This window comes from Nocardia sp. NPDC004168 (assembly GCF_040610355.1).
GTDB lineage: Bacteria > Actinomycetota > Actinomycetes > Mycobacteriales > Mycobacteriaceae > Nocardia > Nocardia sichangensis.
The window spans coordinates 17269-42860 of sequence record NZ_JBEXME010000039.1 but is presented as its reverse complement, the minus strand read 5'-3'; the positions used below and the strand labels follow the sequence as shown (position 1 = coordinate 42860).

Below are 25592 nucleotides of genomic sequence, written 5' to 3'. Positions count from 1 at the left end.
AGTGGCGCTCACCCTGGAGACACGAGGTACCGCTCATCGCGACGACGTGCTCACCGCCCTCGGGAACGCGGGATACGGGGTCCACGTATCGGATTGACCCGCGACAACTCGCGGGATGCCTCGCAACCGAAGTCAGTGCGCGCCGCCGAGTTCCAAGGCGAGCACGCCGAGTATCACGAGTCCGATGCCGCCGACCTGCACGAGGGTCAGCCGCTCGTCGAGGAACAGCACGCCGATCAGCGCGATCGCGGCGACGCCGATCGCCGACCAGATGCCGTAAGCCACCCCGATCGGCATCCCTCGCTTCAGCGCCTGGGCGAGGAAGAAGAACGCCGTGCAATAGCCGACGACCACGACGATCGAAGGGACGAGCTTGGTGAATCCGTCGGACAGTTTCAGTGAAACGGTCGCGGTCACCTCGGAGGCGATGGCCAAGGCGAGCAGCAACAAGGTCATTTTCGCAGCCTAGTCACAGCCGCGACCCGGCTCGGCCCGGCAGCGGTGGGCACCGGCCCTCCCAGTGCCGGGGATTCGCGGACCGGCGACCGTTGCCGACGTGCCGATACGCTCGGCCGATGCGTAGCTCGAACGTTGCGGTGACCGGTTTCCCCCTCGACGAAGTGACCTGCAACGAGTTGCCGTATGCCGAGCGCGATGAGAGGTACCGGCGTTTGCACGAGTGGCCGGAACCGAGTTACGCGCATCGGTCCGGGCTGCGCATGATCTGGAAGTACGACGACGTGCGCGAAGTGCTGGACGCGACGACGCCGGGCATCTCCAACGCGAATTCGCTGGATCCCCTCGTTGGTTACGCGCGCATCGCGGCGACGCCCCGCGCCATCCCGCATTTCGTCCGGCACCTGGTTCCGCCACCCGCGAAGGCGACCGCCAACCTGTCCGACGACCTGTTGCACAAGCGGGTGTGGAATACCATGGCCGGGCCTTCTGGGCATTTCACCATCTCCCCCGCCGATCGGGCCGCCCGGGCCGCCGAGATGGCCGAGCACTTCCACGCGGCGGTGCGGGACGCGGGATTCCGGCCCGGCTCGCCGTTGGACGTGACTGCGTTGTCGATCGGTTATGCCGCCCGCACCGTCGGTGCGGCGGTCGGCTTGCCCGCATCGGACTGGCCGAACGTGGCCGCTTGGAGCGGAGCGCAATCGGGACTGCTCGGCCGGGTGATGCGCGGACGCGAACTGGCCGACGCCGTGAGCGCGCTCGGCTGGCTGTTCACCGTCAGCGGCAGAGCGGTCCGCGCGGGCCGCGGCAGCGAGGCGACCGGGTTCGCCCGCACACTGCGCGACGCCGGGCTGTCCCATCGGATCGCGGTATCCGCCATGGCGAATTCATTGGCCGCAGGCGTGCACACGGTGAGCGGCAGCATTCAGCAAGGCGTCCAGCGACTGCTCGGGGATCCGGACCGCGTCTGGTGGGATCTGCTCGCCGAGCCGAACGGCGGCGCACGGGTCGCGGCGAAGATCCTTCAACTCGATCCGGGGCTGGTGGCATGGAAGCGTCGGGCCAGGACGCCGGTCGTACTCTCCAGCGGCACGCGGCTGCCCGCCGGACCGTTGCTCGTGATGTTCGCCGCGGCGAACCGCGACCCGGAGGCGTTTCCCGACTGCCTCGCGCTGGACCGGACCGGCAAATTGCCGTTGACCTTCGGGTTCGGCAGGCATGTCTGTCCCGGCAAGAGCATGGCCACGCTGGCGGTCGAGGTGTTTCTCCGGCAGTTGCGCGAGCTGACGCCGGAGGCCGAACCGGCGCAAGGGTTCGACGTGGGTCCCCGGCGCCGCAGCGATCTGCTGTTCAGCGGAGCCGACATCACCGTCGTCGGATAGGACGGGTCGCGGATCGCGGACAGCGGGCGGAGCCCGGGTTCAGTCCAGCCAGGCTCGCGCCGCGGCCGCCGCCTCGCGCACCTCCGCGAGCTGCGCCGCGACCTGGACACCGGCCGTACCGCCCCGGGCGTTGCGGGACGCGATGGAGCCCTGCACGGTGAGCACCTCGCGCACCTTCCCGGTCAGCGCCGGGTCGATCGCGGCGAACTCCTCGTCGGTGAGCTCGTCCAAGCCGACGCCGCGGGACTCGGCGGCACGCACGCACGCACCCGCCGCCTCGTGCGCGACCCGGAACGGAACACCCTGACGGACGAGCCATTCGGCGATATCGGTGGCCAGCGTGAAACCCGCGGGCGCGAGTTCGGCCATGCGATCGGTGTGAAAGGTCAGCGTCGAGACCAAGCCCGCGATGGCCGGGAGCAGCAGTTCGAGTTGCGCGACCGAGTCGAAGAGAGGTTCCTTGTCCTCTTGGAGGTCGCGGTTGTAGGCCAGCGGCTGCGCCTTGAGGGTGGCCAGCAGGCCGGTGAGATTGCCGATCAGCCTGCCCGCCTTGCCTCGGGTCAGCTCGGAGACGTCGGGGTTCTTCTTCTGCGGCATGATCGACGAGCCGGTCGACCAGGCGTCGGCCAGCGTGACATAGCCGAATTCCGGTGTGCTCCAGAGGATCACCTCTTCGGCCATCCGGCTCAGGTCGACGCCGATCATGGCGAGCACGAACGCGGCCTCGGCGGCGAAGTCCCGCGCCGAGGTGGCGTCGATCGAGTTGGCGGCGGCCGCGTCGAAATCCAGATCCGCGGCGATGGCCTCGGGGTCGAGTCCCAGGGAGGAGCCCGCCAGCGCGCCGGAACCGTAGGGCGACACCGCCGCGCGGCGATCGAAGTCGCGCAGCCGGTCGAGGTCGCGCAGCAGCGGGTGCGCGTGCGCGAGCAGGTGATGGGCCAGCAGCACCGGCTGCGCCGCCTGCAAATGGGTCTTGCCCGGCATCACCGCGTCCGGATGCGCGGCCGCCTGCTCCACCAGCGCGTCGACCACCGCGAGCACGCCCGCGGCCACCCGGCGCACGCCGTCGCGCAGCCACATCCGGAACAGCGTGGCCACCTGGTCGTTGCGCGAACGCCCCGCCCGCAACCGGCCACCGAGTTCGGCGCCGACCCGTTCGATCAGGCCGCGTTCCAGCGCGCCGTGTACGTCCTCATCCGACTCGGCGGGGCCGAACGCGCCGGACGCTACGTCCGCCGCGAGGCGATCCAGCCCGTCGAGCATGCCGGACAGGTCGGTGTCGGAGAGCAGCCCGGCCTTGTGCAGCACACGCGCGTGCGCCTTCGACGCGCGGATGTCGTAGGGGGCCAGCGCCCAGTCGAAGTGCGTCGACTTGCTCAGCGCGGCCATGGCCTCGGCCGGTCCGGAGGCGAATCGCCCGCCCCAGAGCGCACCTTGGTTCGTGCTCATGCTCGTCCGCCTCTCCGGGTCTTCAGGCCGTACTAGTTGAGTAAGTGGTTGGTTTGCGTTCAGGTCTTGCGTTGGGTGTCGGTCGGGGTTTGGGCGTACCCGGTGAGTTACCCATGTTCTTGCGAGATCAGTTGGTGCGTTGATTCGCGAGAACAGTTGTGGGTTGGTTTGCGGGATCAACTGGTGCATCGACTTGCGGCTCAGTCGTTCCGTTGGACCGAGGAACGAGTTGTTGCGTCGGCGCGCACAGGTCGAGTCGTTCCTGTTCGACGCAGCTTCGGTGGTTGCTCGAAACCATATGCCGGGGCCTCGAGCGCCGGGGCGAAGGCGTACGCAGGTTGCTTTCGGGGTGCACTGCTGCCCTGTCAGCACACTCCGAACGCCGATTCGAGACTACGGGAAGCCACACTCCTACCCCACCGCCGCCGAAGTCGAGGCGGTGCAGCGCGAATTCTGGTTCGAGGCCACCCGCGTGGGAGCCGTCGGCGTGCCGGTGCTCGGTCGGGCACCGGCACGCCTGAGGCTTACTTCTGGTTCAGGTCGCGGCGAGCGGCGACCTTGGAGGACAGGCCGTGGATCTGGACGAAGCCCTTGGCCAGGGACTGGTCGAAGGTGTCGCCCTCGTCGTAGGTGGCCAGGTTGAAGTCGTAGAGCGACTGCTCCGAGCGGCGGCCGTTGACCACGGCGGAGCCGCCGTGCAGCACCATCCGGATATCGCCGGAGACGTGCTGCTGGGTGTCCAGGATGAAGGCGTCCAGCGCGCGCTTGAGCGGGGAGAACCACAGGCCGTCGTAGGCCAGCTCGCCCCAGCGCTGCTCGACCTGCCGCTTGTACCGGCCCAGCTCGCGCTCGATGGTGACGTTCTCCAGGGCCTGGTGCGCGGTGATCAGCGCGATGGCGCCCGGAGCCTCGTAGATCTCCCGGCTCTTGATACCGACCAGGCGGTCCTCGACCATGTCCAGGCGGCCGACGCCCTGGCGGCCGGCACGGTGGTTCAGCTCGATGATCGCTTCCAGCACGCTGACCTGGCGGCCGTCGATGGCCACCGGAACACCCTTGTCGAACGTGACGATGAGTTCGTCGGGAGCCTCGAAGTTGACGGTTGGGTCGGAGGTGTAGTCGTAGACGTCCTTGGTCGGGGCGTTCCACAGGTCCTCGAGGAACCCGGTCTCCACCGCGCGGCCCCAGACGTTCTGATCGATGGAGAACGGCGACTTCTTGGTGACGTTGATCGGCAGCGCGTTCTCCTCGGCGAAGGCGATGGCCTTCTCCCTGGTCCAGGCGTAGTCGCGAACCGGGGCGATCACGTTCAGATCGGGCGCGAGCGCGCCGATGCCGACCTCGAAGCGGACCTGGTCGTTGCCCTTGCCGGTGCAGCCGTGCGCGACGGTGCTCGCGCCGTGGAACTTGGCGGCCTCGACCAGGTGCTTGACGATGAGGGGGCGGCTGATCGCCGACACCAGCGGGTACTGGCCCATGTACATCGCGTTGGCCTGGATGGTGGGCAGGCAGTACTGGTCGGCGAACTCGTCGCGCGCGTCGACCACGATCGCCTCGACGGCGCCGCAGTCCAGGGCGCGCTGGCGCACCACGTTCATGTCCTCGCCACCCTGGCCGAGGTCGATGGCCACGGCCACCACTTCGGCGCCGGTCTCCTTGCCGATCCAGCTGATCGCGACGGAGGTGTCCAGCCCACCGGAGTAGGCGAGTACGACGCGCTCGGACATGTTCTGTGTGCTCCTCGATGGTTCGGTAGGTGTATCAGCAGTATGGCGGGTGTCCGAGCAGTGGGAAGCCCGGCCCCGACGCCTCGAGACCAGCCTGGGCGGGTCCGCGTCATTCTGCAAATGATTATGCACGACGATGCAATCCCATTCACATCGGGCCTCGCGTCCGCCCGCATAGGACTGACGACCCCGCCGGCCGCACCCGTTGCCTTCACAGCGACGCGCTGTGTGACGACCGCGCCAGGAAGGTCCCTCCCAACACCGATCAACGAAACCGATGGACGTGCTCACACCTGCCAAGGATTGATTACCGGCACATCCATCGGAGCGAAGTCCTTCACGTTTCGTGTGACGAGCGTCATGCCGTGTTCGCTCGCCGTAGCGGCGATCATGGCGTCGCGCTCGGGGCGCGGGTCCGGCACGTGCAGCCGCGCGACGCGACGCGCGACCGGCAGGTCGATTCCCAGAATCCGGCCTGCGAACACATCGAGCACGTCGTCCTCCAACCACATCCGCAGCCGCTTTCCCTGCGCGGGGTCACGTCGTTCGACTCGGCCGATGCCGACCTCGATTTCCAGCACGGTGACGACGCTCAAATACAGTTCGGACGGCCTCCGCCCAGCTATCCAGGCCCGCACCGAAGGATCTGCCGCACGAGAGGATTTCCGCAGCTCACTGAGGACGTTGGTATCGAGCAGGAATGTCACAGCCGCGGGATCTTCAACTCAACGGGCAGCTGCGGTGGATCGAAATCGCCGTCGTCATCCTCCATGCTCAACCGCTTCACAATGTCCTGACTGTCCGCGCGCAGCCTCCGATACTCGTCGATCGAAAGCAGCACGAACGCCTCGGCACCACGATCGGTGATCACGACCGGTCCCTCGGTTGCGGCGCGTTTGGCCGCACTGACGTCGCGATTGAACTCCCGCGCACTCATCGTGGTCATAGACACCTCCCAAAGTAGGTACTTACCTACATTAGGGAATTCGCTACCGACGCGCCAGGCCATCGCCTGATCAGCTGCCGGCCCAGCACAACCCGGCCATGCAAGATCATGGTCGGGCGGCGGCGGGTCTGCTCCGCCGAGAACAGATCAGGCTAGTTGTTCGATCTTCGCGGCCACCTCGGCGCCGGTCAGGGGTTCGCGGGCGATGACGGCGATGGTGTCGTCGCCCGCGATGGTGCCGACGATGTACGGCAGGGCGGCGCGGTCGAGGGCGCTGGCCAGGTAGTGGGCCGCGCCGGGCGGGGTGCGCAGGACGGCGATATTGCCGCTGGCGTCGGTGGAGACCAGCAGGTCGCCGAGCAGTTTGGACAGGCGGTCGGTGCCGCCCGTCACGCCGCGCACGGGGCTGCCGTCCTCGGGGACGACGTAGACGCCCGCGCCGCCGTCCGCGGCGCGCAACTTCACCGCGCCGAGTTCGTCGAGGTCCCGCGACAACGTCGCCTGGGTGGTCTCGATGCCTTCGGCGGCCAGCAGCGCGGCCAGCTCGGTCTGGCTGCGCACCGCGTGGGCCGACAACAGTTCCACGATGCGGGACTGGCGGCCGGCCCGGGTGCGGGCGATGGCGGGACCGCCCCGGCTCGACTCCGACTGCGAGACGCTCACGCCGCCGCCCCGTTCGATCCGGGCCGGCGCGATCGCGCGGGCCTCACGCCGCTCCCCCGAATCGTCGCTCCAGCAGCCAGGCCAGCAGCGCCTTCTGCGCGTGCAGGCGGTTCTCCGCCTCGTCCCACACCACGCTGTGCGGCCCGTCGAGCACCTCGTCGGTGACCTCTTCGCCACGGTGCGCGGGCAGGCAGTGCAGCACGACCACGTCCGGCTTCGCGTGCGCGAGCAGCTCGGCGTTGAGCTGGAACGGGCGGAACGGACCCACCCGGTCCAGGCCGTCGTTCTCCTGCCCCATGGACGTCCAGGTATCGGTGACCAGCGCGTCGGCGCCCCACGCGGCGGCGACCGGGTCGCCGGTCACCGTGACGGTCGCGCCGGTCTCGGCGGCCCGCTTGCGCGCGGCCTCCACCACCCACGGCTGCGGCTCGAACCCCGCGGGCGCGGCGATGGTCACGTTCAGACCCGCGGTAGCGCCGCCGAGCAGCAGCGAGTGCGCCATGTTGTTGGCGCCGTCGCCGAAGTAGGCCAGTTCGCGACCGGTCAGGTCGCCCTTGTGCTCGGCGAGGGTCTGCAGGTCCGCGAGCACCTGGCAGGGATGGAACTCGTTGGACAGCGCGTTGACCACCGGCACCGTCGCGGTGGCGGCCATCTCGTCCAGCCGGGACTGCTCGAAGGTGCGCCACACGATGGCGTCCACATACCGGGACAGCACCCGGCCGGTGTCGCCGAGCGTCTCCTCCCGGCCCAGCTGGGTGTCGCGGCCGTCGACGACCACCGCGTGCCCGCCGAGCTGGGCGATGCCCATCTCGAAGGAGAACCGGGTGCGGGTGGAGTTCTTCTCGAAGATCACGCCGACGCCGCGCGGACCCTCCAGCGGGCGCCGCGCGAACGGCGACTTCTTGAGTTCGGCCGCGAGGGCGAGGATCTCGGCCTGCTCGGCCGGGCTGACATCGTCGTCACGCAGGAAATGCCGCACGGAAGTCATTGCGCCGCAGCCCCTTTCGCGTCAGCGAGCGCGGCGTCGAGGATCCCGGGCAGGTCGGCGACGAAATTGTCGGCCTGGGTCTCGGTGAGCACCAGCGGCGGCGCCAGCCGGATCACGTCGGGCTTGGCCGGGTTGACCAGGTAGCCCGCATCCCGCGCCCGCGCCTCGACCTGTGCGGACACCTCGTCGGTGAGCACGATGCCCAGCAACAGGCCCGCACCGCGCACCTGATCGATGAGCGGATGCTCGAGCAGTTCGATGCCGTCGCTGAGCCGCTTGCCGACCGACTCGACGTGCGAGAGCAGGTCGGTCTCATCGATCGTGCGCAGCACCGCGAGCGCCGCCGCGGCGCACACGGGATTGCCGCCGAAGGTGGTGCCGTGCATGCCGGGGGTGAGCAGATCGGCCGCCCGCCCGGTGGCCAGCACCGCGCCGATCGGCAGTCCGCCGCCGAGACCCTTGGCCAGGGTGATCACGTCCGGGACGATGCCGACGGCCTGGTGGGCGTAGAACTTCCCGGTCCGGCCGATGCCGGTCTGCACCTCGTCCAGCACCAGCAGCGCACCCTTGCGCGCGGTGATCTCACGCGCCTTGGCCAGGTAGTCGAACGGCGGTACCACCACGCCGCTCTCCCCCATCATCGGCTCGAGGAACACCGCGGCGGTGTCCTCGTCGACCGCGGCCTCCAGCGCCGCGGCGTCGCCGTAGGGCACGTGCACGACGCCGGGCGGCATCGGTTCGAACGGGGTGCGCTTGGACGGCTGCCCGGTGAGGGCGAGCGCGCCCATGGTGCGGCCGTGGAAGGCCTCCTCGCAGGCGACGAGCTTGGGCCGCCCGGTCAGCCGTGCGATCTTGAACGCCGCTTCGACGGCCTCGGTGCCGGAGTTGCAGAAGAACGCCCGGCCTTCGCCGTCGCCGAAGTGCGCGAGCAGCCGCTCGGCCAGCTCGACGACCGGCTCGCTGGCATACAGATTCGACACGTGCCCGAGCGTGCCGAGCTGCTGGGTGACCGCCTCCAGAATCGCCGGGTGCGCGTGCCCGAGGCTGTTGACCGCGATGCCGCCGAGGAAATCGACGTAGCGCTTGCCGTCCGCGTCGTAGACCACGGCTCCCGCGCCGCGGACCAGCGCGACCTTCGGTGTGCCGTAGTTGTTCATCAGCGCGGCGGACCACCGCTGCTGCAGTTCAGCTGTGCTCATTGTTTCGTTCCGTTCGGCGCGCCGGACCCGTTCGGGATGAGCGGGGCGGGCGTCACCATCGTTCCGATTCCTTCTCCGGTGAACAGTTCCAGCAGCACGGCGTGCGGGACCCGGCCGTCGATGACATGCGCGGTCGGCACCCCGGCCGTCACGGCGCGCAGGCAGGCTTCCATTTTGGGCACCATGCCCGCATCGAGGCGTGGGAGCAACTCGGCCAACGCTTTCGTATCGATGCTGGAGGTGAGCGACGAACGGTCCGGCCAGTTCGTGTACAGGCCTTCGACGTCGGTGAGCATCACCAGTTTCTCGGCGCCGATGCCCTCGGCGAGCGCCGCGGCGGCGGTGTCGGCGTTGATGTTGTGCACCACGCCGTCGGCGTCCGGGGCGATGGTCGACACCACGGGAATTCGGCCCGCCCCGATCAGATCCAGCACGGCATCCGGGTTCACTTCGGTGACGTCGCCGACCAGCCCGATGTCGGTGGGCTCGCCGTCGACCTCGACCGTGCGGCGGGTCGCGGTGAACAGCCGGGCGTCCTCACCGGAGATGCCCACCGCGTACGGGCCGTGCGAGTTGATCAGGCCGACCAGCTCGCGGCCGACCTGACCGAACAGGACCATCCGCACCACGTCCATCACCTCGGGTGTGGTCACCCGGAAGCCGCCGCGGAATTCGCCTTGCAGCCCGAGCTTTTTCAGCATCGCGCTGATCTGCGGGCCGCCGCCGTGCACCACCACCGGGTGGACGCCGACGGTGCGCAGGAACGCCATGTCGGCGGCGAAGGCCCGCTTGAGGTCGTCGTCGACCATGGCGTTGCCGCCGTACTTCACGACGACGATCTTGTCCCGGAACTTCTGCAACCACGGCAGGGCGTCGGCCAGGACGTGCGCCTTGTCCAACGCCGAAAGCGTATGCAACACATCGCTGGTCATGAGCTGTAGGCCGAGTTCTCTTCGACGTAACCGTGCGAGAGGTCGGTGGTGCGGATGGTCGCACGCGCGGAGCCCACGTTCAGGTCGATCAGCACCTCGATGTCGGCGCCGGACAGATCGACCTCGCGTGCGCCGGGCGCGCCGACGCCATCGATGCACACCGGTTTGCCGTTGAACGACACCGAGATCCGGTTCGGGTCCAACGTCACCGGCGCCATGCCGACCGCCGCGAGCACCCGGCCCCAGTTCGGGTCGGATCCGAACAGCGCCGTCTTGACCAAGCTGTCGCGGGCGACGGTGCGCGCCGCGGCCACGGCCTCGTCCTCGGTGACCGCGCCTGCGACGGTGACCAGCACCCGCTTGGTGACGCCCTCGGCGTCGGCCATCAGCTGGGCGGCCAGATCGTCGCAGACCGCGAGCACGGCGGCGTCCAACTCCTCCTGGCTCGGGCTGACCTCGCTGGCGCCGTTGGCCAGCAGCAGGACGGTGTCGTTGGTGGAGCAGGAGCCGTCCACGTCGAGCCGGTCGAAGGTGCGCGCGGTGGCGTTGCGCAGCGCGCGGTCGAGCTGATCGGCGGTCACCGCCGCGTCGGTGGTGAGCACGACCAGCATGGTCGCCAGCGACGGTGCCAGCATGCCCGCGCCCTTCGCCATGCCGCCGACGTTCCACTTGTCGCGGTGGTGGAACGCCGCCTCCTTGGGCACCGTGTCGGTGGTCATGATGGCCCACGCGGCATCAGCGCCGCCGGACAGGCCGCCGCCCATCTCGTGCACGATCTCGGTGACGGCGGGGATCAGTTTGTCCATCGGAAGCCGGTCACCGATGAGCCCGGTGGAGCAGACCGCGATCTCCCCCGCTCCGGTCTCGGTGCCCCAGTTGCTCAGCGCGGCGGCGAGTTCCTCGGCGGTCTTGTGCGTGTCCTGGAATCCGCCCGGGCCGGTGCAGGCGTTGGCTCCGCCGGAGTTCAGGATCACCGCGCGCAGCCGCTTGCCGGTCAGCACCTGCTGCGACCACAGCACCGGAGCGGCCTTCACCTTGTTGCGGGTGAACACGCCCGCGGCCGGGTACTCCGGCCCCTCGTTGAACACCAGCGCCAGGTCCGGCTTGCCGCTGACCTTGATGCCCGCGGCGATGCCCGCCGCGCGGAAGCCGAGCGGTGCGGTCACGCCCTGGGTGCGGACCAGCTTGCCGCTGGCGGTGTCGGTCGATGTCACGGTGCCACTCCTACGGTGGAAAGTCCTTCGGTCTCCTCGAAGCCGAGGGCCAGGTTCATAGATTGCACCGCGGCGCCCGCGGTGCCCTTGGTCAAGTTGTCGATCGCGCCGATCACCACGAGCACGCCCGCGTCGGCGTCCACGGCCACCTGCAGGGTCACGGCGTTGGAGCCGAGCACCGACCCGGTCTGCGGCAGCGCGCCCTCCGGCAGCAGGTGCACGAAAGGCTCGTCGGCATAGGCTTTTTCGTAGACCGCGCGCGCCTGCGCCGCGTCGACGCGAATCGGTGCGGTGCAGGTGGCCAGGATGCCGCGTGGCATCGGCGCGAGTACCGGCGTGAAGGACACCGTGACGTCCGTGCCGCCTGCCGCCGTGAGGTTCTGCGCGATCTCCGGGGTGTGCCGGTGCGCGCCCGCGATCCCGTAGGCCCGCGCCGAACCCATCACCTCCGACCCCAACAGCCCGATGTCCAGCTTGCGGCCCGCTCCGGAGGTGCCGCTCACCGCGACCACGTGCACGGTGGGCTCCACGATGCCGGCGGCGACGGCGGGAGCCAGCGCGAGGCTCGCGACGGTCGGATAGCAGCCGGGGACCGCGATCCGCGTCGCGCCCCGCAGCTTCTCCCGGCCGCCGGGCAGCTCGGGCAACCCGTAGGGCCAGCTGCCCGCGTGCGGGCTGCCGTAGTATTTCTCCCAGGCCTCGGGGTCGGTGAGCCGGAAGTCGGCGCCGCAGTCGATGATCACGGTGGACTCGGGCAACTCGGCGGCGATGGCCGCGGACTGGCCGTGCGGCAGGCCGAGGAAGACCACGTCGTGTCCGGTCAGTTCGGCGGCCGTGGTCGGCGCGAGCACCCGATCGGCCAGCGGCAGCAGATGCGGCTGCAGCTCCCCCAGCGGGGTACCCGCATTGGAGCCCGCGGTCAGCGCCCCGATGACGAGGCGCCCGGTTCGGTAGGCCGGATGCCCCAGCAGCAGACGCAACACTTCGCCGCCCGCGTACCCGCTGGCACCGGCTACCGCGACCCGCACGGCGGGTCCGCCCGAGGAATCAACCATGTGATGATTATGCATGACTATGCAAGCTCATTCACAGCCTGGTCGCCGGGAGCGGTTCACGACCACCAGATACCCGCCGCGTCGTCAGGCGAAACGGCGAGCTCGCGGCATCGGTCACGCAAGGTACGGCGCATCGGTCCGCCGCAGGTCAGCGCAGTAGTCCGGGGGCGATGCCCAGCGTCTCGGCCAGCCCGGCCTCGCCTCGCGCCGTCACGCGCACGGCGCGCCCGCTACCGATCCGCTTGATCCACGCCAGCTCGATCATGCGGCGGCAGAGTTGCGCGCCCGCCGCGCCGCCCAGATGAACGCGGCGCTCGGTCCAGTCCAGGCACGGCCGGACGATCGGCCTTCGCGTGGCGCGCAGCGCGGCGGGGTCGACGCCCATCGGCCCGGTGAGCCACGCCGAGCCGGACTCCGTCAGCGCGAACCCGCTGTCGCCGCGCAACAGGCCCTGTGCGGTCATGGCGTCGGTGACCGCCACACCCAACCGACCCGCGAGATGGTCGTAACAGGTGCGGCCACGGGCCAGCGCGGCGGCGGCGGTCGCGGTGCGCAGTCCGGTCGCCGGGGCGGCGGGCGGGCCGACATGGGCGACCATGGCCTCGAGCAGGTCCGCGACCCGGGGCCCGGCCAGCCGCAGGTAGCGGTGCCTGCCCTGCCGATGCTCGAGCACCAACCCGCCGTCGCGCAGCCGGTCCAGGTGTTGCGTCGCGGTGGACGGCGCGACACCGGTATGGCGCGCGAGTTCGCCCGCGGTCCAGGCCCGTCCGTCCAGCAGCGCGAGGCAGATGTCGGCGCGGGTGCGGTCGGCGAGCAGAGCGGCCAGGCCCGCCAGTTCGGCTCCTCGATCGGACATCACCTCATCATGGCGCGTCGTCGTTTCGGCGGGCACCGAAACGTCCCGTGGCTACGGTCGCGGCATGACTTCGTCTTCTCCGGCGGCGCCCGCGCCGACCAAGTTCGAGATCTTCCGCGCTTTGCACCACCGCGACCTGCCCCTGGTGCTGCCGAACGCCTGGGATTTCGCCTCGGCGGCGTTGCTGGCGACCGAGGGATTCCCGGCGATCGGCACCACCAGCCTGGGCGTGGCCGGCGCGGCGGGGCTCGCCGACGGTGCGGGCGTCACGAAGGCGGAGACCTTCGACGCCGCCCGGCGCCTGGCCCGGCTGCCCATCCCGATCACCGCCGACATCGAGGGCGGGTTCGACGAGCGGCCCGAAGCGGTCGCCGATTTCGCCGGACAACTCGCCGCCCGCGGGATCGCGGGTATCAACCTCGAAGACGGCCGCGCGGGTTCCGCTCTGGCCGACCCACGGCACCAAGCAGCGCTGATCGGCGCGATCAAGGACCGCACGCCGCAGCTGTTCGTCAATGCCCGCGTCGACACCTACTGGCTCGGCCTCGACCACGGCTCCACGCAGGAGCGTGCGCGGCGCTACGCCGCGGCCGGAGCCGACGGCGTGTTCGTGCCAGGCGTGGCCGACCCGGCCCGCGTCGAGCGGATCGTCGCGGCGACCGAGCTGCCGGTGAACGTCCTCTATTCGGCCACCGGCCCCGGCATCGCGACGCTGGCGGACCTGGGTGTCCGCCGGATCAGCACCGGATCGCTGCTCTACCGCGCCGCAATGTCGGCCGCGGTGGACGTGGCCCGCGCCGTGCGGCACGACGCTCCCGTCGCGCCGGGCATCGTCAGCTATTCCGACATCCAACGCCTGCTGCCTGACAAGTGAGTCCGCCCGATGCCGCGGTGCCGGAAATTGGGCGGAAAATATTCCGCGCTCGCTGTCGATCCGCCGGTCGTCCGTTCGTGTACGTGGTGAGACCGGCGCCGCGCCGGTCGCGGAAGGAGCGGAGATGAGCAAGATCATCGCGGTGGAGCATCTGAGCTTGGACGGCGTCATGCAGGCGCCCGGCCGGGCGGATGAGGACAGCAGGGACGGATTCGCCCACGGCGGCTGGGCACACCGGCACGACGACCCGGTGCAGGCGGAGGTCATGGGCAGGCATATGGCGGCCAACCGCGGCGCGCTGCTGCTCGGCAGGCGCACCTACGAGGATTTCGCGGGATACTGGCCGCGACAGGTCGGCGATCCGATGGCCGAGGCGCTGGACAAGACCGAGAAGATCGTCGCCTCTCGCACCGGAAGCGGGCCGCTGGCCTGGCGGAATTCGACCTGGCTCGGCGGCGACGCGGCGACGGCGGTGCCCGGAATACAGCGGCGGCAGCCGGACCGGAACCTGGTGGTACTCGGCAGCGGTGACCTGTTGCGCTCTCTGATGCGTCACGATCTCGTGGACGAGTACCTATTGCTGACCCACCCGCTGGTGCTCGGCACCGGTCGCCGCCTGTTCGACGGCGTGGGGCCGGTCGGCCTGCGGTCGGTCGACACCGTGGTGACCGGCACCGGTGTCGTCATCACCACCTACCGGCGTGCGTGAGGGAGGACGACGGAATGAAGAACTATCTGCTCGGCATCTACCAGCCCGACGATGGCGTGCCGGACAACCTGGACGAGATCATGCGCGATCTCGCGGCGCTGAACGACGAGATGCGGGCGGCGGGAGCCTGGGTGTTCGCGGCGGGCCTGCACGCGCCGAGCACCGCCACCGTGCTGCGCGCCGAAGGCGACGACATGCTGATCACCGATGGCCCGTATGTCGAGGGCAAGGAGCACATCGGCGGGTTCACCGTCATCCGCGCCGCCGATCTCGACGAGGCTCTGGAATGGGGCCGCAGGCTCGCCGCCGTCGTCACTCTGCCCATCGAAGTCCGTCCGATCCGAGACGAATAGATGAGCGAGGCCGTGACCGGCTCGGTGATCGAAGCGGTGTTCGCCGAGCACTACGGCCGTGCGGTGGCGAGCCTGATCCGCGTGTTCGGAGACATCGGCGTCGCCGAGGACGCGGTGCAGGACGCGTTCGCCGCCGCCGTCCAGCGCTGGCCCGCCGACGGTGTCCCGCCGAGCCCGCCCGGCTGGATCATCACCACCGCGCGCAACCGGGCGATCGACCGCCTGCGCCGCGATGCCTCCCGGGCGGACCGGCACGCGCAGGCCAGGCTCCTGCATGCCGAGGACGAACCGTTGGAGCCCGTGAGCGCCGTGCGCGACGACCGCCTCCGGTTGATCTTCACCTGCTGCCACCCAGCCCTCGCGCAACAGGCGCGGGTGGCACTGACCCTGCGGCTGCTCGGCGGGTTGGGCACCGCCGAGATCGCCCGCGCATTCCTGGTCTCGGAAGCGACCATGGCGCAACGCTTGGTGCGGGCCAAAGGCAAGATCCGGGATGCCCGCATTCCCTACCGGGTGCCCGCCGACGCCGAGCTGCCCGCCCGGCTGCGCGCGGTACTCGCCGTCGTGTATCTGATCTTCACCGAGGGGCACACCGCCTCCTCCGGCGCGCGGCTGGTCCGGGCCGACCTCTGCGCCGAGGCGATCCGCCTCGGGCGCTTGCTGGCAGAGCTGATGCCGGACGAGCCCGAGGTGACCGGACTGCTCGCGCTGATGCTGCTGAGCGAGTCCCGCCGCGCCGCCCGCACGGGTGCCGACGGCTCTCTCGTCCCGCTCGCGGAGCAGGATCGCAGCCGGTGGGACCGCGACCTCGTCGCCGAAGGACACGCACTCGTCCGGCAGTGCCTGCGCCGCAACCAGCCGGGGCAATACCAGCTGCAGGCGGCGATCAACGCGGTGCATGCCGACGCACCCACCGCCGCGGCCACCGACTGGACCCAGATCCTGCGGCTCTACGACCAGCTCGCCGCACTCGCGCCGAGTCCGATCGTCGCGCTCAATCGCGCGGTAGCGGTCGCCGAAATACACGGTCCGGCAACGGCCCTGGCACAGGTGGACGCCCTGCCCCTGGCGGGGTACCACTTGTTCCATGCCATCCGCGCCGACCTGTTGACCCGGCTCGGCCGCACCGAGGAGGCCACCGCCGCCTACGACGCCGCCATCGCCCGCACCGAGAATGCCGCCGAGCGCAGTTTCCTGGCGCGTCGGCGCGCCGAACTGGGTGGGCAACCACGCCGGAGCGATTGACGGCCCGCGCTCACGCCAGGCGGCCGCCGCCGTCGACGTGCAGGGTCGTCCCGGTCATGAACGGATTGGTCAGTGCCGACAGCGCCGCAGCGGAGATGTCGGCGGTGCTTCCGACCCGGCGCGCCGGATTGCGAGCCGCCACCTCCTCGAAGAACTGCTCTTTCCGCTCGCCCAGACCGTCCCAGGCGCCCGAGTCGACGATGCCCGGCGACAGCGCGTTCACCCGGACCGGCGCCAGCTCGACCGCCAGCGCCTCGGCGAGAAAACGCACCGCGCCGTTGGTCGCGGCCATCACCGTCCGGCCTGGCGCGGGCCGCCATGCGGCGACCCCGGAGAACAGCAGCAGCGCACCGCCCGGCCTGACCCGGGCGGCGAAGTGCTTGCCGAGCAGGATCGGACCGATCACCTTCGCGTCGAAGGCCCGCACGACCGCCGCGCGGTCCAGCTCGGCCACGGGACCGTTCGCGTGCGCCGCCGCCACCGACACCAGATAGTCCAGTTCACCGATCTCCTCGGCCGCCCGGACGACGGAGTCCTCGTCGCCGAGATCGATGCGCAGGGCATGGATCGCCGCGCGACCACGTGTCTCGCCCGCCACCTGCCGCCGCGCGGCGGCGACGGCGTTCTCGTCCCTGCCCGCGAGCACCACGTCCGCGCCCTCGGCGGCGCCATCTCGCGCGATCTGTCGCGCGATGCCCGACGCACCGCCGACGATGACGAGTTTCTTGCCATGCATCGTGCCTGTCATGAGTTGCCTCCTCGGTAGGTGTAGCCCCCACCGAGAAGGAACAAGCGGGGAGACCATCGACCATCCCGTCGTGAGATCGATATTTTCTGGCTTTGCCATAAAATTCTCGAATGCCTACTTTGCGCGCGCTGGAGTGCCTGGTCGCCGTGCTGGACTCCGGATCGGTGACCGAAGCCGCCGGCCGGCTGCATCTGTCGCAGCCCGCGCTGTCGCATCAGATCGCCGCGCTGGAACGCGAACTCGGCACGCCGGTGCTGGAGCGGCTGCCGCGCGGTGTGCGGGCCACCGCGGCGGGCCGCGCGATCGCCGCGGACGCGCGTGCCGCCGTGGCCGCCGCCGAGCGGGTGGTCACGGCAGGCCGCGCCGTCGCCGCGGGCGCGCGAGGACAGCTGCGGATCGCCTGCGCGGACAGCATGTCCGCGAGCCTGCTCGCGCCTGTGCTGCGCGCCTGGCACCGCCGCCGCCCCGAGGTACACCTCGTCCTGGCCGAGTTGTCCAGCGCGGACGCCATGGCCGAGATGGTGTCCGCCGGGACGGCCGACCTCGCCCTCGGGCCGCGGCCGTCCCGCTGGGAGGGCCACCTCGTGGTGATCGGAACCGAGGAGATCGTCGCGGTATCGCCGCAGGCAGCCGGAGAGCCCACGGCCACGGTCACTTTCGCCGACATCGCCGCGCGACCGGTGGTGCACTACCACTCCGACAACGGTCTCGGCGCCTGGCTCGACGAAATCGCGGCAGGCAGGGGCGTGGCGCTGACCGCGTCCACCCGGACCCGGCAGGCCACCACCGCCGCCCAGCTGGCCGCCGCCGGACTCGGCACCGCACTCGTGCCGACCAGCGCGCTGACGGCCACGTTCTCCGGCGCCGTCCGCAGCCTGCGTCCGCGCCTGGTGCGCGAGGTCGTCTGCCTCACCGCCACCCCGGGCGATCCTCTCGTCCGCCGATTCCTGGAAGACCTGCGCCGGCGCGGTGTCCCGGTCCCGAGCCCGATCGCCGCCCAGTTGACGGCACGGGAGTGAGGCGGCGGCGCCGGGTCAGTGCTTGCGCACCACGCGTTCGCCTTCGCCCGGTTTCCAGATGGTGATGTCGAGGTGGTCGCCCGCGACCTCCACTGTCGACGCGCCGGTGAGATCGGCGACGTAGAAGTGGTCGAACTGTTGGCCCCTGATGTCGAACCCGGTCTCGTCGAACAGGTGCTGAGCGAAGCGAACGTGCACGTCGCGGTCAGGAAGCTCGACGACCGTGCCGAAGAGTTTGGCGTCGCCGTCGGAAACGTTCGTGTCCACCGTGGCGGTGTGCAGGCAGAAGCGCGGATCGCGCGCCAGATCGCGGAACTTGGTCGTGCCCGGCATCCCCGCGATCACCAGGAGCCCATCGAAGACGCGCGGCTCGATCGGACTGATCCGTGGATATCCGTCCGAACGGATGGTGCCGAGCATGCAGAGATTGCCCGCCGCGCGGTGCCTGCGCAGGAAGATCTCGGCGATGTGCGGCGCTTCTTCGGTGAACCGGCTCCAAGTGGTCATACCGGCGACGGTACGGTGAATACTTGCCATCTTCTGTCCAGGTTTCCGGCTAGTGTCGCCTACGTGCGAGCGAGTCGACTGGTGCAGCTGCTCTTGCTGTTGCAGACGCGGGGCAGGCTCACCGCGCCCGAACTGGCCAGGGAACTGGAGGTGTCGGTGCGCACCGTCTACCGCGACGTCGAGGCCCTCTCGTCGGCCGGTGTCCCGGTCTACAGCGAGCCGGGCCGGGCCGGTGGCGTGCGGCTGGTCGACGGCTACCGCACCCGGCTCACCGGCCTCACCACCGACGAAGCCGACGCGGTGCTGCTGACCGGTCTGCCCGGTGCAGCCGCCGATCTCGGACTCGGCACCGTGCTGGCCACCGCGCAGTTGAAGGTGCTCGCCGCGCTGCCGCCGGAACTGCGCGGGCGGGCGACGCGCATCGCCGAACGTGTGCTCGTCGACGCGCCGGGCTGGTTCCACCGGCCGGACGAGACGCCGATGCTCGCGACGATCGCCGACGCGCTCTGGCACGACCGCAGGCTGCGGGTGCGCTACCGCCGCAACGACAAAGTGGTCGAGCGCCTGCTCGACCCGCTCGGTCTGGTGCTCAAGGCGGGCACCTGGTATCTGGTGGCGCGCAGCGGGTCCACACCGCGCTCGTACCGGGTCGGCCGGATACTCGCCGCCGAGCAGACCGGCGAAACCTTCTCCCGCCCAGCGCAATTCGATCTGCGCACACACTGGTCCGAGGCCGCCGACGAATTCGCGCGCTCGATGCTGCGCGTGCGGGCGCGCTGCCGGATCGCCGCCACCCACCTGCGCCTGCTGCGGCTGACGAACGATCCGGCGGCGGTCGCGGAGGCACTGGCCTCGGCGGGACCGCCCGATGCCGAAGGGTGGGTCGAGGTGGTGGTTCCGTCGGAGTCCTACGACGTGCTCGCCCATGGCCTGCTGCCGCTCGGCGAGCACGTCGAGGTTCTGGACCCACCGCAGTTGCGCGCGCGACTCGCGGCGACCGCCGCCGCCATGCACGCGCGCTACTCCGGGAAGTAGTTCCTATGTCACCTGATGCCGAAATCCCCCTGACCGGAGGACGAATCACCCCCGGCGTGGTCCGCGTCGGCGACACAGTGCGACGACCCGCCACCGCCTCGTCGGCCTTCGTCGCCGAACTGCTCACGCACCTCCAGCAAGTCCGTTTCGCCGGCGCACCGCGTTATCTCGGAATCGACGACACCGGCCGCGATACCTTCACCTACCTGCCCGGATGGGTGCCCGCCAGGTTCCAGCGCTGGACGGACACCCAGGTCGCCGCGGCAGGGGCCCTGCTCCGTTCGCTCCACGACGCGACCCGCGACAGCGGCCTCACGGCAGGCCGGCCGGTCGTCTGCCACCACGACCCCGGCCCCAACAACACCGTCTTCCGGAATGCCCGACCGGTCGCCTTCATCGATTTCGACACCGCCGCCCCCGGCGACCCGCTCGAAGACTTCGGATACCTGGCCTGGACGTGGTGCGTCTCCTCGAAGCCCGACGCACCACCCGCCCCCGCCCAGGCAGCCCAGGTGCGAATCCTCGCCGACGCCTACGGCCTCACCAATGCCGAGCGAGCCAACGTCGTCGACGCGATGCTCGACCGCCAGATCCGCAACGCCCACTGGTGGACAGCACAGCTGGCCGACCCCGGCCATCGCGGCACCAGCCCCGAGCAGGTCGCCTCCCGCATCGCCTGGTCCGAACGGGAACAGGCCTACACCAGCGCCCACCGCGCCGCCTTCGAAGCGGCACTCCGGTACGACGGATGATCCGGGTCTCGAGCGTGCCGCCGCACCGACATTCGACCCGGGAAAGCCCGGCGGGACAAGCGGATCCGCCGAGGTCCATCGACGGATGGACCACTCACCGGCCGTGCGCGGCCGCCGGGTGGTGTCCGGCCCGGTCAGCTCTGTGGACGAGTGGGCCGGATCAGCGCAGCGTGCGGAAGAACTCGCGCACGTCCGCGAGCAGCAGATCCGGCGCCTCCATCGCCGCGAAATGCCCGCCGCGGTCGAACTCGGTCCACCGGACGATGTTGTGCGCGTCTTCGGCGAGTTTGCGGACGGACATGTCGCCGGGGAAGATCGCCGCCGCGGTCGGCACATCGGACTTCCGCGTCGGCGCGCCCCAGACCGCGGATTCGCTGTAGAGCCGCAGCGAGGAGGCGAAGGTTCCGGTGAACCAGTACAGGCTGACGTTGGTCAGCAGCGCGTCCCGGTCCACCGCGTCGTCGGGCAGCTCGATCGCCGGGTTGGTGTACTGCCGGAACAGGTCGGCGATCCAAGCCAGCAGCCCGGCGGGTGAGTCCTGGAGGCCGATCGCGAGCGTCTGCGGACGGTTCGCCTGCACGGTCGCGTAGTCGTAGCGGGCATAGCTGTCCGGACCGGTCATCGTGTCCAGCTTCGCCTGATCCGCCGCGGACCATTCCGCCTGAGCCACGTATTCGTCCGGGCCGCCGGAGTTTTCGGCGTCGCCGTCCCAGGATGGAATCGTGATCGGGCCGTTCACGTGCAGGCCTACCAAATGCTCGGGGTCGATATGGCCCAGTTGGGCGGCGACGAAGTACCCCGCGTCGCCGCCCTGCACGCCGTAGCGGTGGTAGCCCAGACGCGCCATGAGTGCCGCGACCACCTCCGCGAACCGCTCGGTCGAGCCCGCACCCGGGTCCGGGGCCACCGTGGAGAACGCGAAACCCGGCAGCGAGGGCACAACCACGTGGAACGCGTCGGCCGGGTCGCCGCCGTGTGCGCGCGGATCGCTCAGCGGTCCGAGCAACTCCAGGAACTCGACGAACGACGCGGGCCAGCCGTGCCCGAGCACCAGCGGCATGGCATCCGGCTCCGGCGAGCGCAGGTGCAAGAAGTGCACCTGCTGCCCCTCGATGTCGGTGACGAACTGCGGCAGCTCGTTCAGCTCTGCTTCCACTGCGCGCCAATCGAATTCGGTACGCCAGTACTCGGCCAGCGGTCGCAGGTAGGACACTCGCATGCCCTTGTCCCATCCGGCGCCGGGCAGGTCGCTCGGCCACGACGTGCCTGCGAGGCGCCGGTGCAGATCGTCGATCTGCTCCTGCGGGATGGCGATGCGGAAGGGGCGAATGTTCGGTTCGGTAGTCATATCGGCCACGGTAGGAAGGGCTTAGGACGGGAGCGTTCCTAACTTCCGGGCATGCTGGCGTCATGCTGGAAACGTCGGCCCGCCTGCTCGCCCTGCTGACTCTGCTGCAGACCCGTCCGGACCGGACGGGCACCGAACTGGCCGAACGGCTCGGCGTCACCGGCCGCACCGTTCGCCGCGACGTCGACCGGCTGCGCGAGCTGGGCTACCCGATCCATGCCACCCGCGGCGCCGCGGGCTACCGGCTGGGCGCGGGGACAGCGCTGCCGCCGCTGCTGCTCGACGACGACGAAGCGGTCGCGGTGGCGGTCGGGCTGCGCGGCGGCACCGTGACCGGGCTCGAAGAGGCATCGCTGCGCGCGCTGACCAAACTGGAGCAGGTGCTCCCGCCGCGCTTGCGGCACCGGATCCGCACCCTGCGCGGCGCCACCTTGCGCGTCGGCGCACCGGCGCCGCAGGTCGATCCGGACACGCTCATGGCCATCGCCGAAACGTGCCAGCGCCACGAACGGCTCCGGTTCGACTACCGCGCGCACAACGGCGCGCTCGGCCCGCGCACCGTCGAGCCGCACACCCTCGTGCACTTCAGCAGGCATTGGTACCTGGTCGCCTGGGATGTCGACCGCACCGACTGGCGCACCTTCCGGGTGGACCGGATGACCCCGCGGATTCCGACCGGGCCGCGCTTCACGCCCCGGGAGCCGCCGGAAGGCGATGTCGTGGCATATCTTTCGATGCGGCTGTCGGCCCACTCGTGGCCGTATCAGGCGACGGTGCTGCTGCACCGATCGGCCGACGACGCCGCCGGACGCGTCTGGCCCGGTGCGGGCGTCGTGGAAGCCGTCGACGAGCACAGCTGCCGCCTGCATGTCGGCAGCGAGACGCCCGAACAGCTGGTCTGGATGATCACCTCGGTCGATCTCGACTTCACCGTGCTCACCGGCCCACCGGAACTCCTCGACGCGCTCCGCGCCCAGGCCGCCCGCTGCGAGCGCGCGGTACGCGACTTCGCGCCGTAGCGAGCTAGCAGCGCCAATCCAGGACCGGCGCGAACGACCTGAGTTGCACCGAGCCGGGGATCGCCCGCAGCAAGGCGTCCCGCAGCGCGACGCCGGGCGGGAACGACAGTTGCGCCACCGCGCCGATCCGGCGCGAGCGAGCCGCGATCATCCGGGTACGCGGCCCGCGTTCCCGGTCGTAGGCGGTCAGGTCACCGTCGCGGGTCACGACCCGGGCCAGCACCACGGCGTCCTCCAGCGCCTGGCAGGCGCCTTGCCCGAGGTTGGGCATCATCGCGTGCGCGGCGTCGCCGACGAGCGCGATCCGCTCTGCCACAAAAGTTTTCAGCGCGGGCAGGTCGTAGAGATCGTGCCGCAGTACCTCGGCGTTCCCGGCCGCGGCGAGCAGGGCGGGAATCGGCTCGTGCCAGCCGCCGAACCGGGCGCGCAACTCGGCGAGCCCGCCGCTCGCCGTGCCCGCGGGCATGTTCGCGGTGGCGAAGCAGTAGACCCGGCCGTCCGCGAGCGGCGCGTACCCGAAACGCTCACCGCGCCCCCAGCTTTCGCCCATATCGGTGACCGGCTGGTGCGGCGTGACGACCAGACGCCATGCGGTGTATCCGCCGTAGCGGGGCCGAATCTCGCCGCAGACGGCGCGGCGCACCACACTGCGGATGCCGTCGGCGCCGACGACGAAGTCTCCGCTGGACGTCCCGGCCGAGTGCACCACCGTGCCGTCCACCCTCGCCTCGGCCACGGTGACACCGGTGCGCAGCGCCTCCGCCGGGATGGCCGACCGCAGAATGTCCACCAGATCGGCGCGGTGCAGCATGATCGGGCTGCCGTACGCCGCCCGGAGCTTCTCGGCGTCGATCCTGGTCAGCCACCGCCCGGTGCGGTCGCGAATACCCGCAGCGCCCTCCTCGACGGCCCGTGCCCGCACCGCGTCGCCCAGGCCGAGTACATCGAGAGCACGCAGGGCGTTGGGCCACAAGGACAACCCCGCCCCGACCTCGGTGATCTCGGCACTCCGCTCGAGCACTTCGACGCGCAGGCCCTGCCGGAGGAAGGCGACCGCGGTCGCCAGACCACCGATGCCACCGCCCACGATGACCACCTCGGGCATCGTTTCCCCTTTCTCCGGACCACTCGGTTCCCCGAACGTTACTACGTATGTAGTGTCGCCGCGCCGGACTGTAACCGGTATCACTACCGCTGTAGTATCGAGGAATGTCCGGTAAGCGCGAACTCGTCTTGGACGCGGCGATCGAGCTGCTCGGGTCCCGCGGGATCCGAGCCCTCACCCACCGCGCGGTGGACGAGGTCGCGGGCATGCCCGCCGGATCGGCGTCCAACTACTTCCGCACCCGTGCGGCGCTGCTGACCGGCATCGCCGAGCGACTCGAAGCTCGCGACTACGCGGATTGGGAGGCGCTCAACCGGCGACCCGCCCCCGCCACCATCGAGGACCTCGTCGACGGCACGGCCGCCTTCGTCGTCCACGCGGTGCGAACCGACCCCACACGGACATTGGCGCGCTACGCGCTGTTCCAAGAAGCGCGGACCTCGCCCGCGCTGCGTGAGACCGTGCGGAGCGGCCACCGCAGGCTGACCGAATGGGCCGCGAGCCTGCTGGCGAACGTCGGCGGGGACCGGGCGACGACGCAGATCCTGGTCGGCCAGCTCGAGGGCATCATCCTGCACCAATTGGTCGATCCGACACCGGATTTCGATCCGCGTCCGGTGCTGGACCGGTTGGTGCGCGCGCTGATCGCTTCGAACGACTAGCGCCGGGCGTCGCGGCCGAGAGCCCGGCGCCACCCGTCAGAAGAACGTGTGCAGGAGATCCACCACTCGCGGCGAGGGCGCGTCGGCGTCATCGATCACCGGGATCAGCCGCCATTTGTCGAAAGCCGTGCACGGGTGTGACAGACCGAGCCGAACGACCGCCCCGATGGGCAACTCGGTGGCGGCGCCGCCCGGTAACCGGAGGAAGGCGTGCTGGTCGTTGAGCGCGGAGACCGTCGCGTCCGAGTCGAGCGCACCGCCCCGCGGTCCCGCGACGCGCTGCGGAACCGGCATCCCCTCGTCGAAAGGCAGATCACGTTTGCCCGCGTCGAGCAACGCGAGGCCGGGCTCCGGGCGCGAGAGTGCGCGTGCCCAGCCGTGCATCGCCGAGCGCAGCGGCCGCGCGCACTCGGGAGCCGCCAGTGGCGACATGCTCGCGTAGAAGCCGTCATCGTGGATGACATACGCGCCCGAGCGCAGCACGACCGTCGTCGCGACACCTTGCCTGCCCTGCTCGTCGGACAGCGGGGCGAGGTACTCGAGCGCCAGCTCGGGATAGGCGCTCCCACCGGCGGTGACGACGGCCGGACCGCGATATCGCCCCGCCGCGTCGAGTTCCCGGTGCAGCCGGGCGAGTTCCCCGAGGTAGTCGCGCACCGCGCGGATGCCGGTCGCGGTGCGGTCGTGTGCGAGCGCGCCCTCGTAACCGCCCACCCCGGCGAGCGTCAGCCGGGACGCGCCGGCGATCGCCCGAGCTACGGCGTGCGCCTGTTCCACCGTGCGTGCGCCGGTTCTGCCGTGCGGGCCGCCGAGTTCCACCAGCACCCGGATCCGCGCCGACTCGGGGGCGGTGCGCAGGTGCGCGTCCATCAAAGCGACCGTTTCGGCGCTGTCGGCCCAGCAGTAGAACTCGAAAGACGGATCGCGCGCCGATTCCGCCGCGACCCACCGCAATCCGACCGGGTCCACCAGCGCGTTGGCCAGCAGCACCCGCGCGACGCCGAAGGACCGCGCCACCTGCGTCTGCCAGATGGTGGCAAGGGTGATGCCCCATGAGCCCGCGGCCAGCTGATCGGCCCACACCTGCGGCGCCATCGTCGTCTTGCCGTGCGGCGCCAGCCGAACGCCTGCCGCCCGCACCCACTCGGCCATGACCGCGATGTTCTCCGCGAGGGCCGCGCGATCGACCGTGAGCACCGGCGTCTCCAGCTGATCGAGCGCCGGTGCGGCAGCGCGGAGTTCGCGCACGGTCCGCCCCCAGAACGCGGGTGGCATGCCCTTGTGCTCGGGACCGATCCGGCGGTCCGCCAGCGCCGCCACGGCTGCTTCGTCGATCGACACGACGT

27 protein-coding genes are annotated in these 25592 nt (G+C 70.5%); 10 read left to right on the top strand and 17 right to left on the bottom strand.

All coding sequences use genetic code 11. The annotated features are described in order from the left end of the window. Window positions 1–132: 132 nt before the first annotated feature. Window positions 133–456, bottom strand: coding sequence for a multidrug efflux SMR transporter (locus ABZW96_RS34630; protein WP_355080710.1), 324 nt, complete (start codon window positions 454–456; stop codon window positions 133–135). A gap of 119 nt (window positions 457–575) precedes the next feature. On the opposite strand from ABZW96_RS34630, the gene ABZW96_RS34625 reads away from it, so the two are divergent. After that, on the top strand, window positions 576–1841 hold the full coding sequence (locus ABZW96_RS34625; RefSeq protein ID WP_355080709.1) for a hypothetical protein: 1266 nt from the start codon (window positions 576–578) through the stop codon (window positions 1839–1841). A gap of 39 nt (window positions 1842–1880) precedes the next feature. Here ABZW96_RS34625 and argH read toward each other — a convergent pair whose 3' ends face one another. The 11 genes from argH to ABZW96_RS34570 form a co-directional block, all read right to left on the bottom strand. Then, window positions 1881–3290, bottom strand: a complete 1410-nt coding sequence (gene argH, locus ABZW96_RS34620; RefSeq protein WP_355080707.1) for an argininosuccinate lyase — start codon at window positions 3288–3290, stop codon at window positions 1881–1883. Window positions 3291–3814: 524 nt separating this feature from the next. Next, a complete protein-coding gene (locus tag ABZW96_RS34615) occupies window positions 3815–5017 on the bottom strand; it encodes an argininosuccinate synthase (protein WP_355080705.1) in 1203 nt (400 codons plus the stop codon). A gap of 287 nt (window positions 5018–5304) precedes the next feature. Then, entirely contained in the window at window positions 5305–5724 is a 420-nt protein-coding gene (locus tag ABZW96_RS34610; RefSeq protein WP_355080703.1) for a type II toxin-antitoxin system VapC family toxin, read from the bottom strand. Then, a complete protein-coding gene (locus tag ABZW96_RS34605) occupies window positions 5721–5963 on the bottom strand; it encodes a type II toxin-antitoxin system Phd/YefM family antitoxin (RefSeq protein WP_355080716.1) in 243 nt (80 codons plus the stop codon). The genes ABZW96_RS34610 and ABZW96_RS34605 overlap by 4 nt, the downstream gene beginning before the upstream one ends. Before the next feature lie 147 nt (window positions 5964–6110). After that, window positions 6111–6626, bottom strand: a complete 516-nt coding sequence (locus tag ABZW96_RS34600) for an arginine repressor (protein ID WP_355080701.1) — start codon at window positions 6624–6626, stop codon at window positions 6111–6113. A 43-nt stretch (window positions 6627–6669) separates the two neighbouring features. Continuing rightward, a complete protein-coding gene (argF, locus tag ABZW96_RS34595; protein WP_355080700.1) occupies window positions 6670–7614 on the bottom strand; it encodes an ornithine carbamoyltransferase in 945 nt (314 codons plus the stop codon). After that, entirely contained in the window at window positions 7611–8813 is a 1203-nt protein-coding gene (locus tag ABZW96_RS34590; protein ID WP_355080698.1) for an acetylornithine transaminase, read from the bottom strand. The genes argF and ABZW96_RS34590 overlap by 4 nt, the downstream gene beginning before the upstream one ends. After that, window positions 8810–9745, bottom strand: a complete 936-nt coding sequence (gene argB / locus ABZW96_RS34585; RefSeq protein ID WP_355080696.1) for an acetylglutamate kinase — start codon at window positions 9743–9745, stop codon at window positions 8810–8812. Before argB ends, ABZW96_RS34590 begins: the two co-directional genes overlap by 4 nt. Further along, window positions 9742–10959 (bottom strand): bifunctional glutamate N-acetyltransferase/amino-acid acetyltransferase ArgJ, encoded by a 1218-nt coding sequence (argJ, locus tag ABZW96_RS34580; RefSeq protein ID WP_355080694.1) that lies wholly within the window; start codon window positions 10957–10959, stop codon window positions 9742–9744. The genes argB and argJ overlap by 4 nt, the downstream gene beginning before the upstream one ends. Beyond that, a complete protein-coding gene (gene argC / locus ABZW96_RS34575) occupies window positions 10956–12014 on the bottom strand; it encodes an N-acetyl-gamma-glutamyl-phosphate reductase (RefSeq protein WP_355080692.1) in 1059 nt (352 codons plus the stop codon). The genes argJ and argC overlap by 4 nt, the downstream gene beginning before the upstream one ends. Window positions 12015–12162: 148 nt before the next feature. Continuing rightward, window positions 12163–12870: a winged helix-turn-helix domain-containing protein gene (locus tag ABZW96_RS34570; RefSeq protein ID WP_355080690.1), complete on the bottom strand. Its 708-nt coding sequence runs from the start codon at window positions 12868–12870 to the stop codon at window positions 12163–12165. Between the two features lie 64 nt (window positions 12871–12934). Between ABZW96_RS34570 and ABZW96_RS34565 the strand changes: the two genes are divergently transcribed. The 4 genes from ABZW96_RS34565 to ABZW96_RS34550 all read left to right on the top strand — a co-directional run bounded on the left by ABZW96_RS34565 (window position 12935) and on the right by ABZW96_RS34550 (window position 16051). Further along, window positions 12935–13744 carry an isocitrate lyase/phosphoenolpyruvate mutase family protein gene (locus tag ABZW96_RS34565; RefSeq protein WP_355080688.1) on the top strand — a complete coding sequence of 270 codons (810 nt, stop codon included), beginning with the start codon at window positions 12935–12937 and terminating at the stop codon, window positions 13742–13744. Between the two features lie 124 nt (window positions 13745–13868). Then, window positions 13869–14453, top strand: a complete 585-nt coding sequence (locus ABZW96_RS34560) for a dihydrofolate reductase family protein (protein WP_355080686.1) — start codon at window positions 13869–13871, stop codon at window positions 14451–14453. A gap of 14 nt (window positions 14454–14467) precedes the next feature. Continuing rightward, on the top strand, window positions 14468–14806 hold the full coding sequence (locus tag ABZW96_RS34555; RefSeq protein WP_355080684.1) for a YciI family protein: 339 nt from the start codon (window positions 14468–14470) through the stop codon (window positions 14804–14806). Further along, window positions 14807–16051, top strand: a complete 1245-nt coding sequence (locus ABZW96_RS34550) for an RNA polymerase sigma factor (RefSeq protein ID WP_355080682.1) — start codon at window positions 14807–14809, stop codon at window positions 16049–16051. It begins immediately after the preceding gene. Window positions 16052–16061: 10 nt separating this feature from the next. On the opposite strand, the gene ABZW96_RS34545 is transcribed toward ABZW96_RS34550, so the two are convergent. Next, entirely contained in the window at window positions 16062–16799 is a 738-nt protein-coding gene (locus ABZW96_RS34545; RefSeq protein ID WP_355080680.1) for an SDR family oxidoreductase, read from the bottom strand. A gap of 110 nt (window positions 16800–16909) precedes the next feature. Between ABZW96_RS34545 and ABZW96_RS34540 the strand changes: the two genes are divergently transcribed. Then, window positions 16910–17818 carry a LysR family transcriptional regulator gene (locus tag ABZW96_RS34540; RefSeq protein ID WP_355080679.1) on the top strand — a complete coding sequence of 303 codons (909 nt, stop codon included), beginning with the start codon at window positions 16910–16912 and terminating at the stop codon, window positions 17816–17818. Window positions 17819–17833: 15 nt separating this feature from the next. Here the strand turns inward: ABZW96_RS34540 and ABZW96_RS34535 are convergent, their stop codons facing one another. After that, a complete protein-coding gene (locus ABZW96_RS34535) occupies window positions 17834–18325 on the bottom strand; it encodes a pyridoxamine 5'-phosphate oxidase family protein (RefSeq protein ID WP_355080677.1) in 492 nt (163 codons plus the stop codon). 63 nt (window positions 18326–18388) lie between these two features. Here ABZW96_RS34535 and ABZW96_RS34530 point away from each other — a divergent pair, with 63 nt between their 5' ends. Further along, the gene (locus ABZW96_RS34530; RefSeq protein WP_355080675.1) at window positions 18389–19360 is read left to right on the top strand and encodes a WYL domain-containing protein; all 972 of its coding nucleotides are present in this window, start codon (window positions 18389–18391) and stop codon (window positions 19358–19360) included. Window positions 19361–19365: 5 nt separating this feature from the next. Next, window positions 19366–20112 (top strand): phosphotransferase, encoded by a 747-nt coding sequence (locus ABZW96_RS34525; RefSeq protein WP_355080673.1) that lies wholly within the window; start codon window positions 19366–19368, stop codon window positions 20110–20112. Window positions 20113–20272: 160 nt separating this feature from the next. Here the strand turns inward: ABZW96_RS34525 and ABZW96_RS34520 are convergent, their stop codons facing one another. Further along, on the bottom strand, window positions 20273–21460 hold the full coding sequence (locus ABZW96_RS34520; protein ID WP_355080671.1) for an epoxide hydrolase family protein: 1188 nt from the start codon (window positions 21458–21460) through the stop codon (window positions 20273–20275). Between the two features lie 62 nt (window positions 21461–21522). Between ABZW96_RS34520 and ABZW96_RS34515 the strand changes: the two genes are divergently transcribed. Continuing rightward, complete coding sequence (locus ABZW96_RS34515) at window positions 21523–22479, top strand: YafY family protein (RefSeq protein WP_355080669.1); 957 nt, start codon at window positions 21523–21525, stop codon at window positions 22477–22479. Between the two features lie 4 nt (window positions 22480–22483). Here the strand turns inward: ABZW96_RS34515 and ABZW96_RS34510 are convergent, their stop codons facing one another. Beyond that, on the bottom strand, window positions 22484–23584 hold the full coding sequence (locus tag ABZW96_RS34510; RefSeq protein ID WP_355080667.1) for an FAD-dependent monooxygenase: 1101 nt from the start codon (window positions 23582–23584) through the stop codon (window positions 22484–22486). 104 nt (window positions 23585–23688) lie between these two features. Between ABZW96_RS34510 and ABZW96_RS34505 the strand changes: the two genes are divergently transcribed. Then, window positions 23689–24246 carry a TetR family transcriptional regulator gene (locus tag ABZW96_RS34505; RefSeq protein WP_355080665.1) on the top strand — a complete coding sequence of 186 codons (558 nt, stop codon included), beginning with the start codon at window positions 23689–23691 and terminating at the stop codon, window positions 24244–24246. Window positions 24247–24282: 36 nt separating this feature from the next. Here the strand turns inward: ABZW96_RS34505 and ABZW96_RS34500 are convergent, their stop codons facing one another. Beyond that, complete coding sequence (locus tag ABZW96_RS34500) at window positions 24283–25587, bottom strand: amino acid deaminase (protein WP_355080663.1); 1305 nt, start codon at window positions 25585–25587, stop codon at window positions 24283–24285. Window positions 25588–25592 lie beyond the last annotated feature (5 nt).

Coding starts and splice junctions, on each gene's coding strand:
- ABZW96_RS34605 (WP_355080716.1), bottom strand. CDS start 5,963: ATGACCACGATGAGTGCGCGGGAGTTCAATCGCGACGTCAGTGCGGCC.
- ABZW96_RS34545 (WP_355080680.1), bottom strand. CDS start 16,799: ATGACAGGCACGATGCATGGCAAGAAACTCGTCATCGTCGGCGGTGCG.
- ABZW96_RS34550 (WP_355080682.1), top strand. CDS start 14,807: ATGAGCGAGGCCGTGACCGGCTCGGTGATCGAAGCGGTGTTCGCCGAG.
- ABZW96_RS34520 (WP_355080671.1), bottom strand. CDS start 21,460: ATGACTACCGAACCGAACATTCGCCCCTTCCGCATCGCCATCCCGCAG.
- ABZW96_RS34625 (WP_355080709.1), top strand. CDS start 576: ATGCGTAGCTCGAACGTTGCGGTGACCGGTTTCCCCCTCGACGAAGTG.
- ABZW96_RS34505 (WP_355080665.1), top strand. CDS start 23,689: ATGTCCGGTAAGCGCGAACTCGTCTTGGACGCGGCGATCGAGCTGCTC.
- ABZW96_RS34565 (WP_355080688.1), top strand. CDS start 12,935: ATGACTTCGTCTTCTCCGGCGGCGCCCGCGCCGACCAAGTTCGAGATC.
- argF (WP_355080700.1), bottom strand. CDS start 7,614: ATGACTTCCGTGCGGCATTTCCTGCGTGACGACGATGTCAGCCCGGCC.
- ABZW96_RS34525 (WP_355080673.1), top strand. CDS start 19,366: ATGTCACCTGATGCCGAAATCCCCCTGACCGGAGGACGAATCACCCCC.
- argC (WP_355080692.1), bottom strand. CDS start 12,014: ATGGTTGATTCCTCGGGCGGACCCGCCGTGCGGGTCGCGGTAGCCGGT.
- ABZW96_RS34555 (WP_355080684.1), top strand. CDS start 14,468: ATGAAGAACTATCTGCTCGGCATCTACCAGCCCGACGATGGCGTGCCG.
- ABZW96_RS34630 (WP_355080710.1), bottom strand. CDS start 456: ATGACCTTGTTGCTGCTCGCCTTGGCCATCGCCTCCGAGGTGACCGCG.
- ABZW96_RS34570 (WP_355080690.1), bottom strand. CDS start 12,870: ATGTCCGATCGAGGAGCCGAACTGGCGGGCCTGGCCGCTCTGCTCGCC.
- argH (WP_355080707.1), bottom strand. CDS start 3,290: ATGAGCACGAACCAAGGTGCGCTCTGGGGCGGGCGATTCGCCTCCGGA.
- ABZW96_RS34615 (WP_355080705.1), bottom strand. CDS start 5,017: ATGTCCGAGCGCGTCGTACTCGCCTACTCCGGTGGGCTGGACACCTCC.
- ABZW96_RS34535 (WP_355080677.1), bottom strand. CDS start 18,325: ATGACCACTTGGAGCCGGTTCACCGAAGAAGCGCCGCACATCGCCGAG.
- ABZW96_RS34560 (WP_355080686.1), top strand. CDS start 13,869: ATGAGCAAGATCATCGCGGTGGAGCATCTGAGCTTGGACGGCGTCATG.
- ABZW96_RS34540 (WP_355080679.1), top strand. CDS start 16,910: ATGCCTACTTTGCGCGCGCTGGAGTGCCTGGTCGCCGTGCTGGACTCC.
- argB (WP_355080696.1), bottom strand. CDS start 9,745: ATGACCAGCGATGTGTTGCATACGCTTTCGGCGTTGGACAAGGCGCAC.
- ABZW96_RS34515 (WP_355080669.1), top strand. CDS start 21,523: ATGCTGGAAACGTCGGCCCGCCTGCTCGCCCTGCTGACTCTGCTGCAG.
- ABZW96_RS34590 (WP_355080698.1), bottom strand. CDS start 8,813: ATGAGCACAGCTGAACTGCAGCAGCGGTGGTCCGCCGCGCTGATGAAC.
- ABZW96_RS34510 (WP_355080667.1), bottom strand. CDS start 23,584: ATGCCCGAGGTGGTCATCGTGGGCGGTGGCATCGGTGGTCTGGCGACC.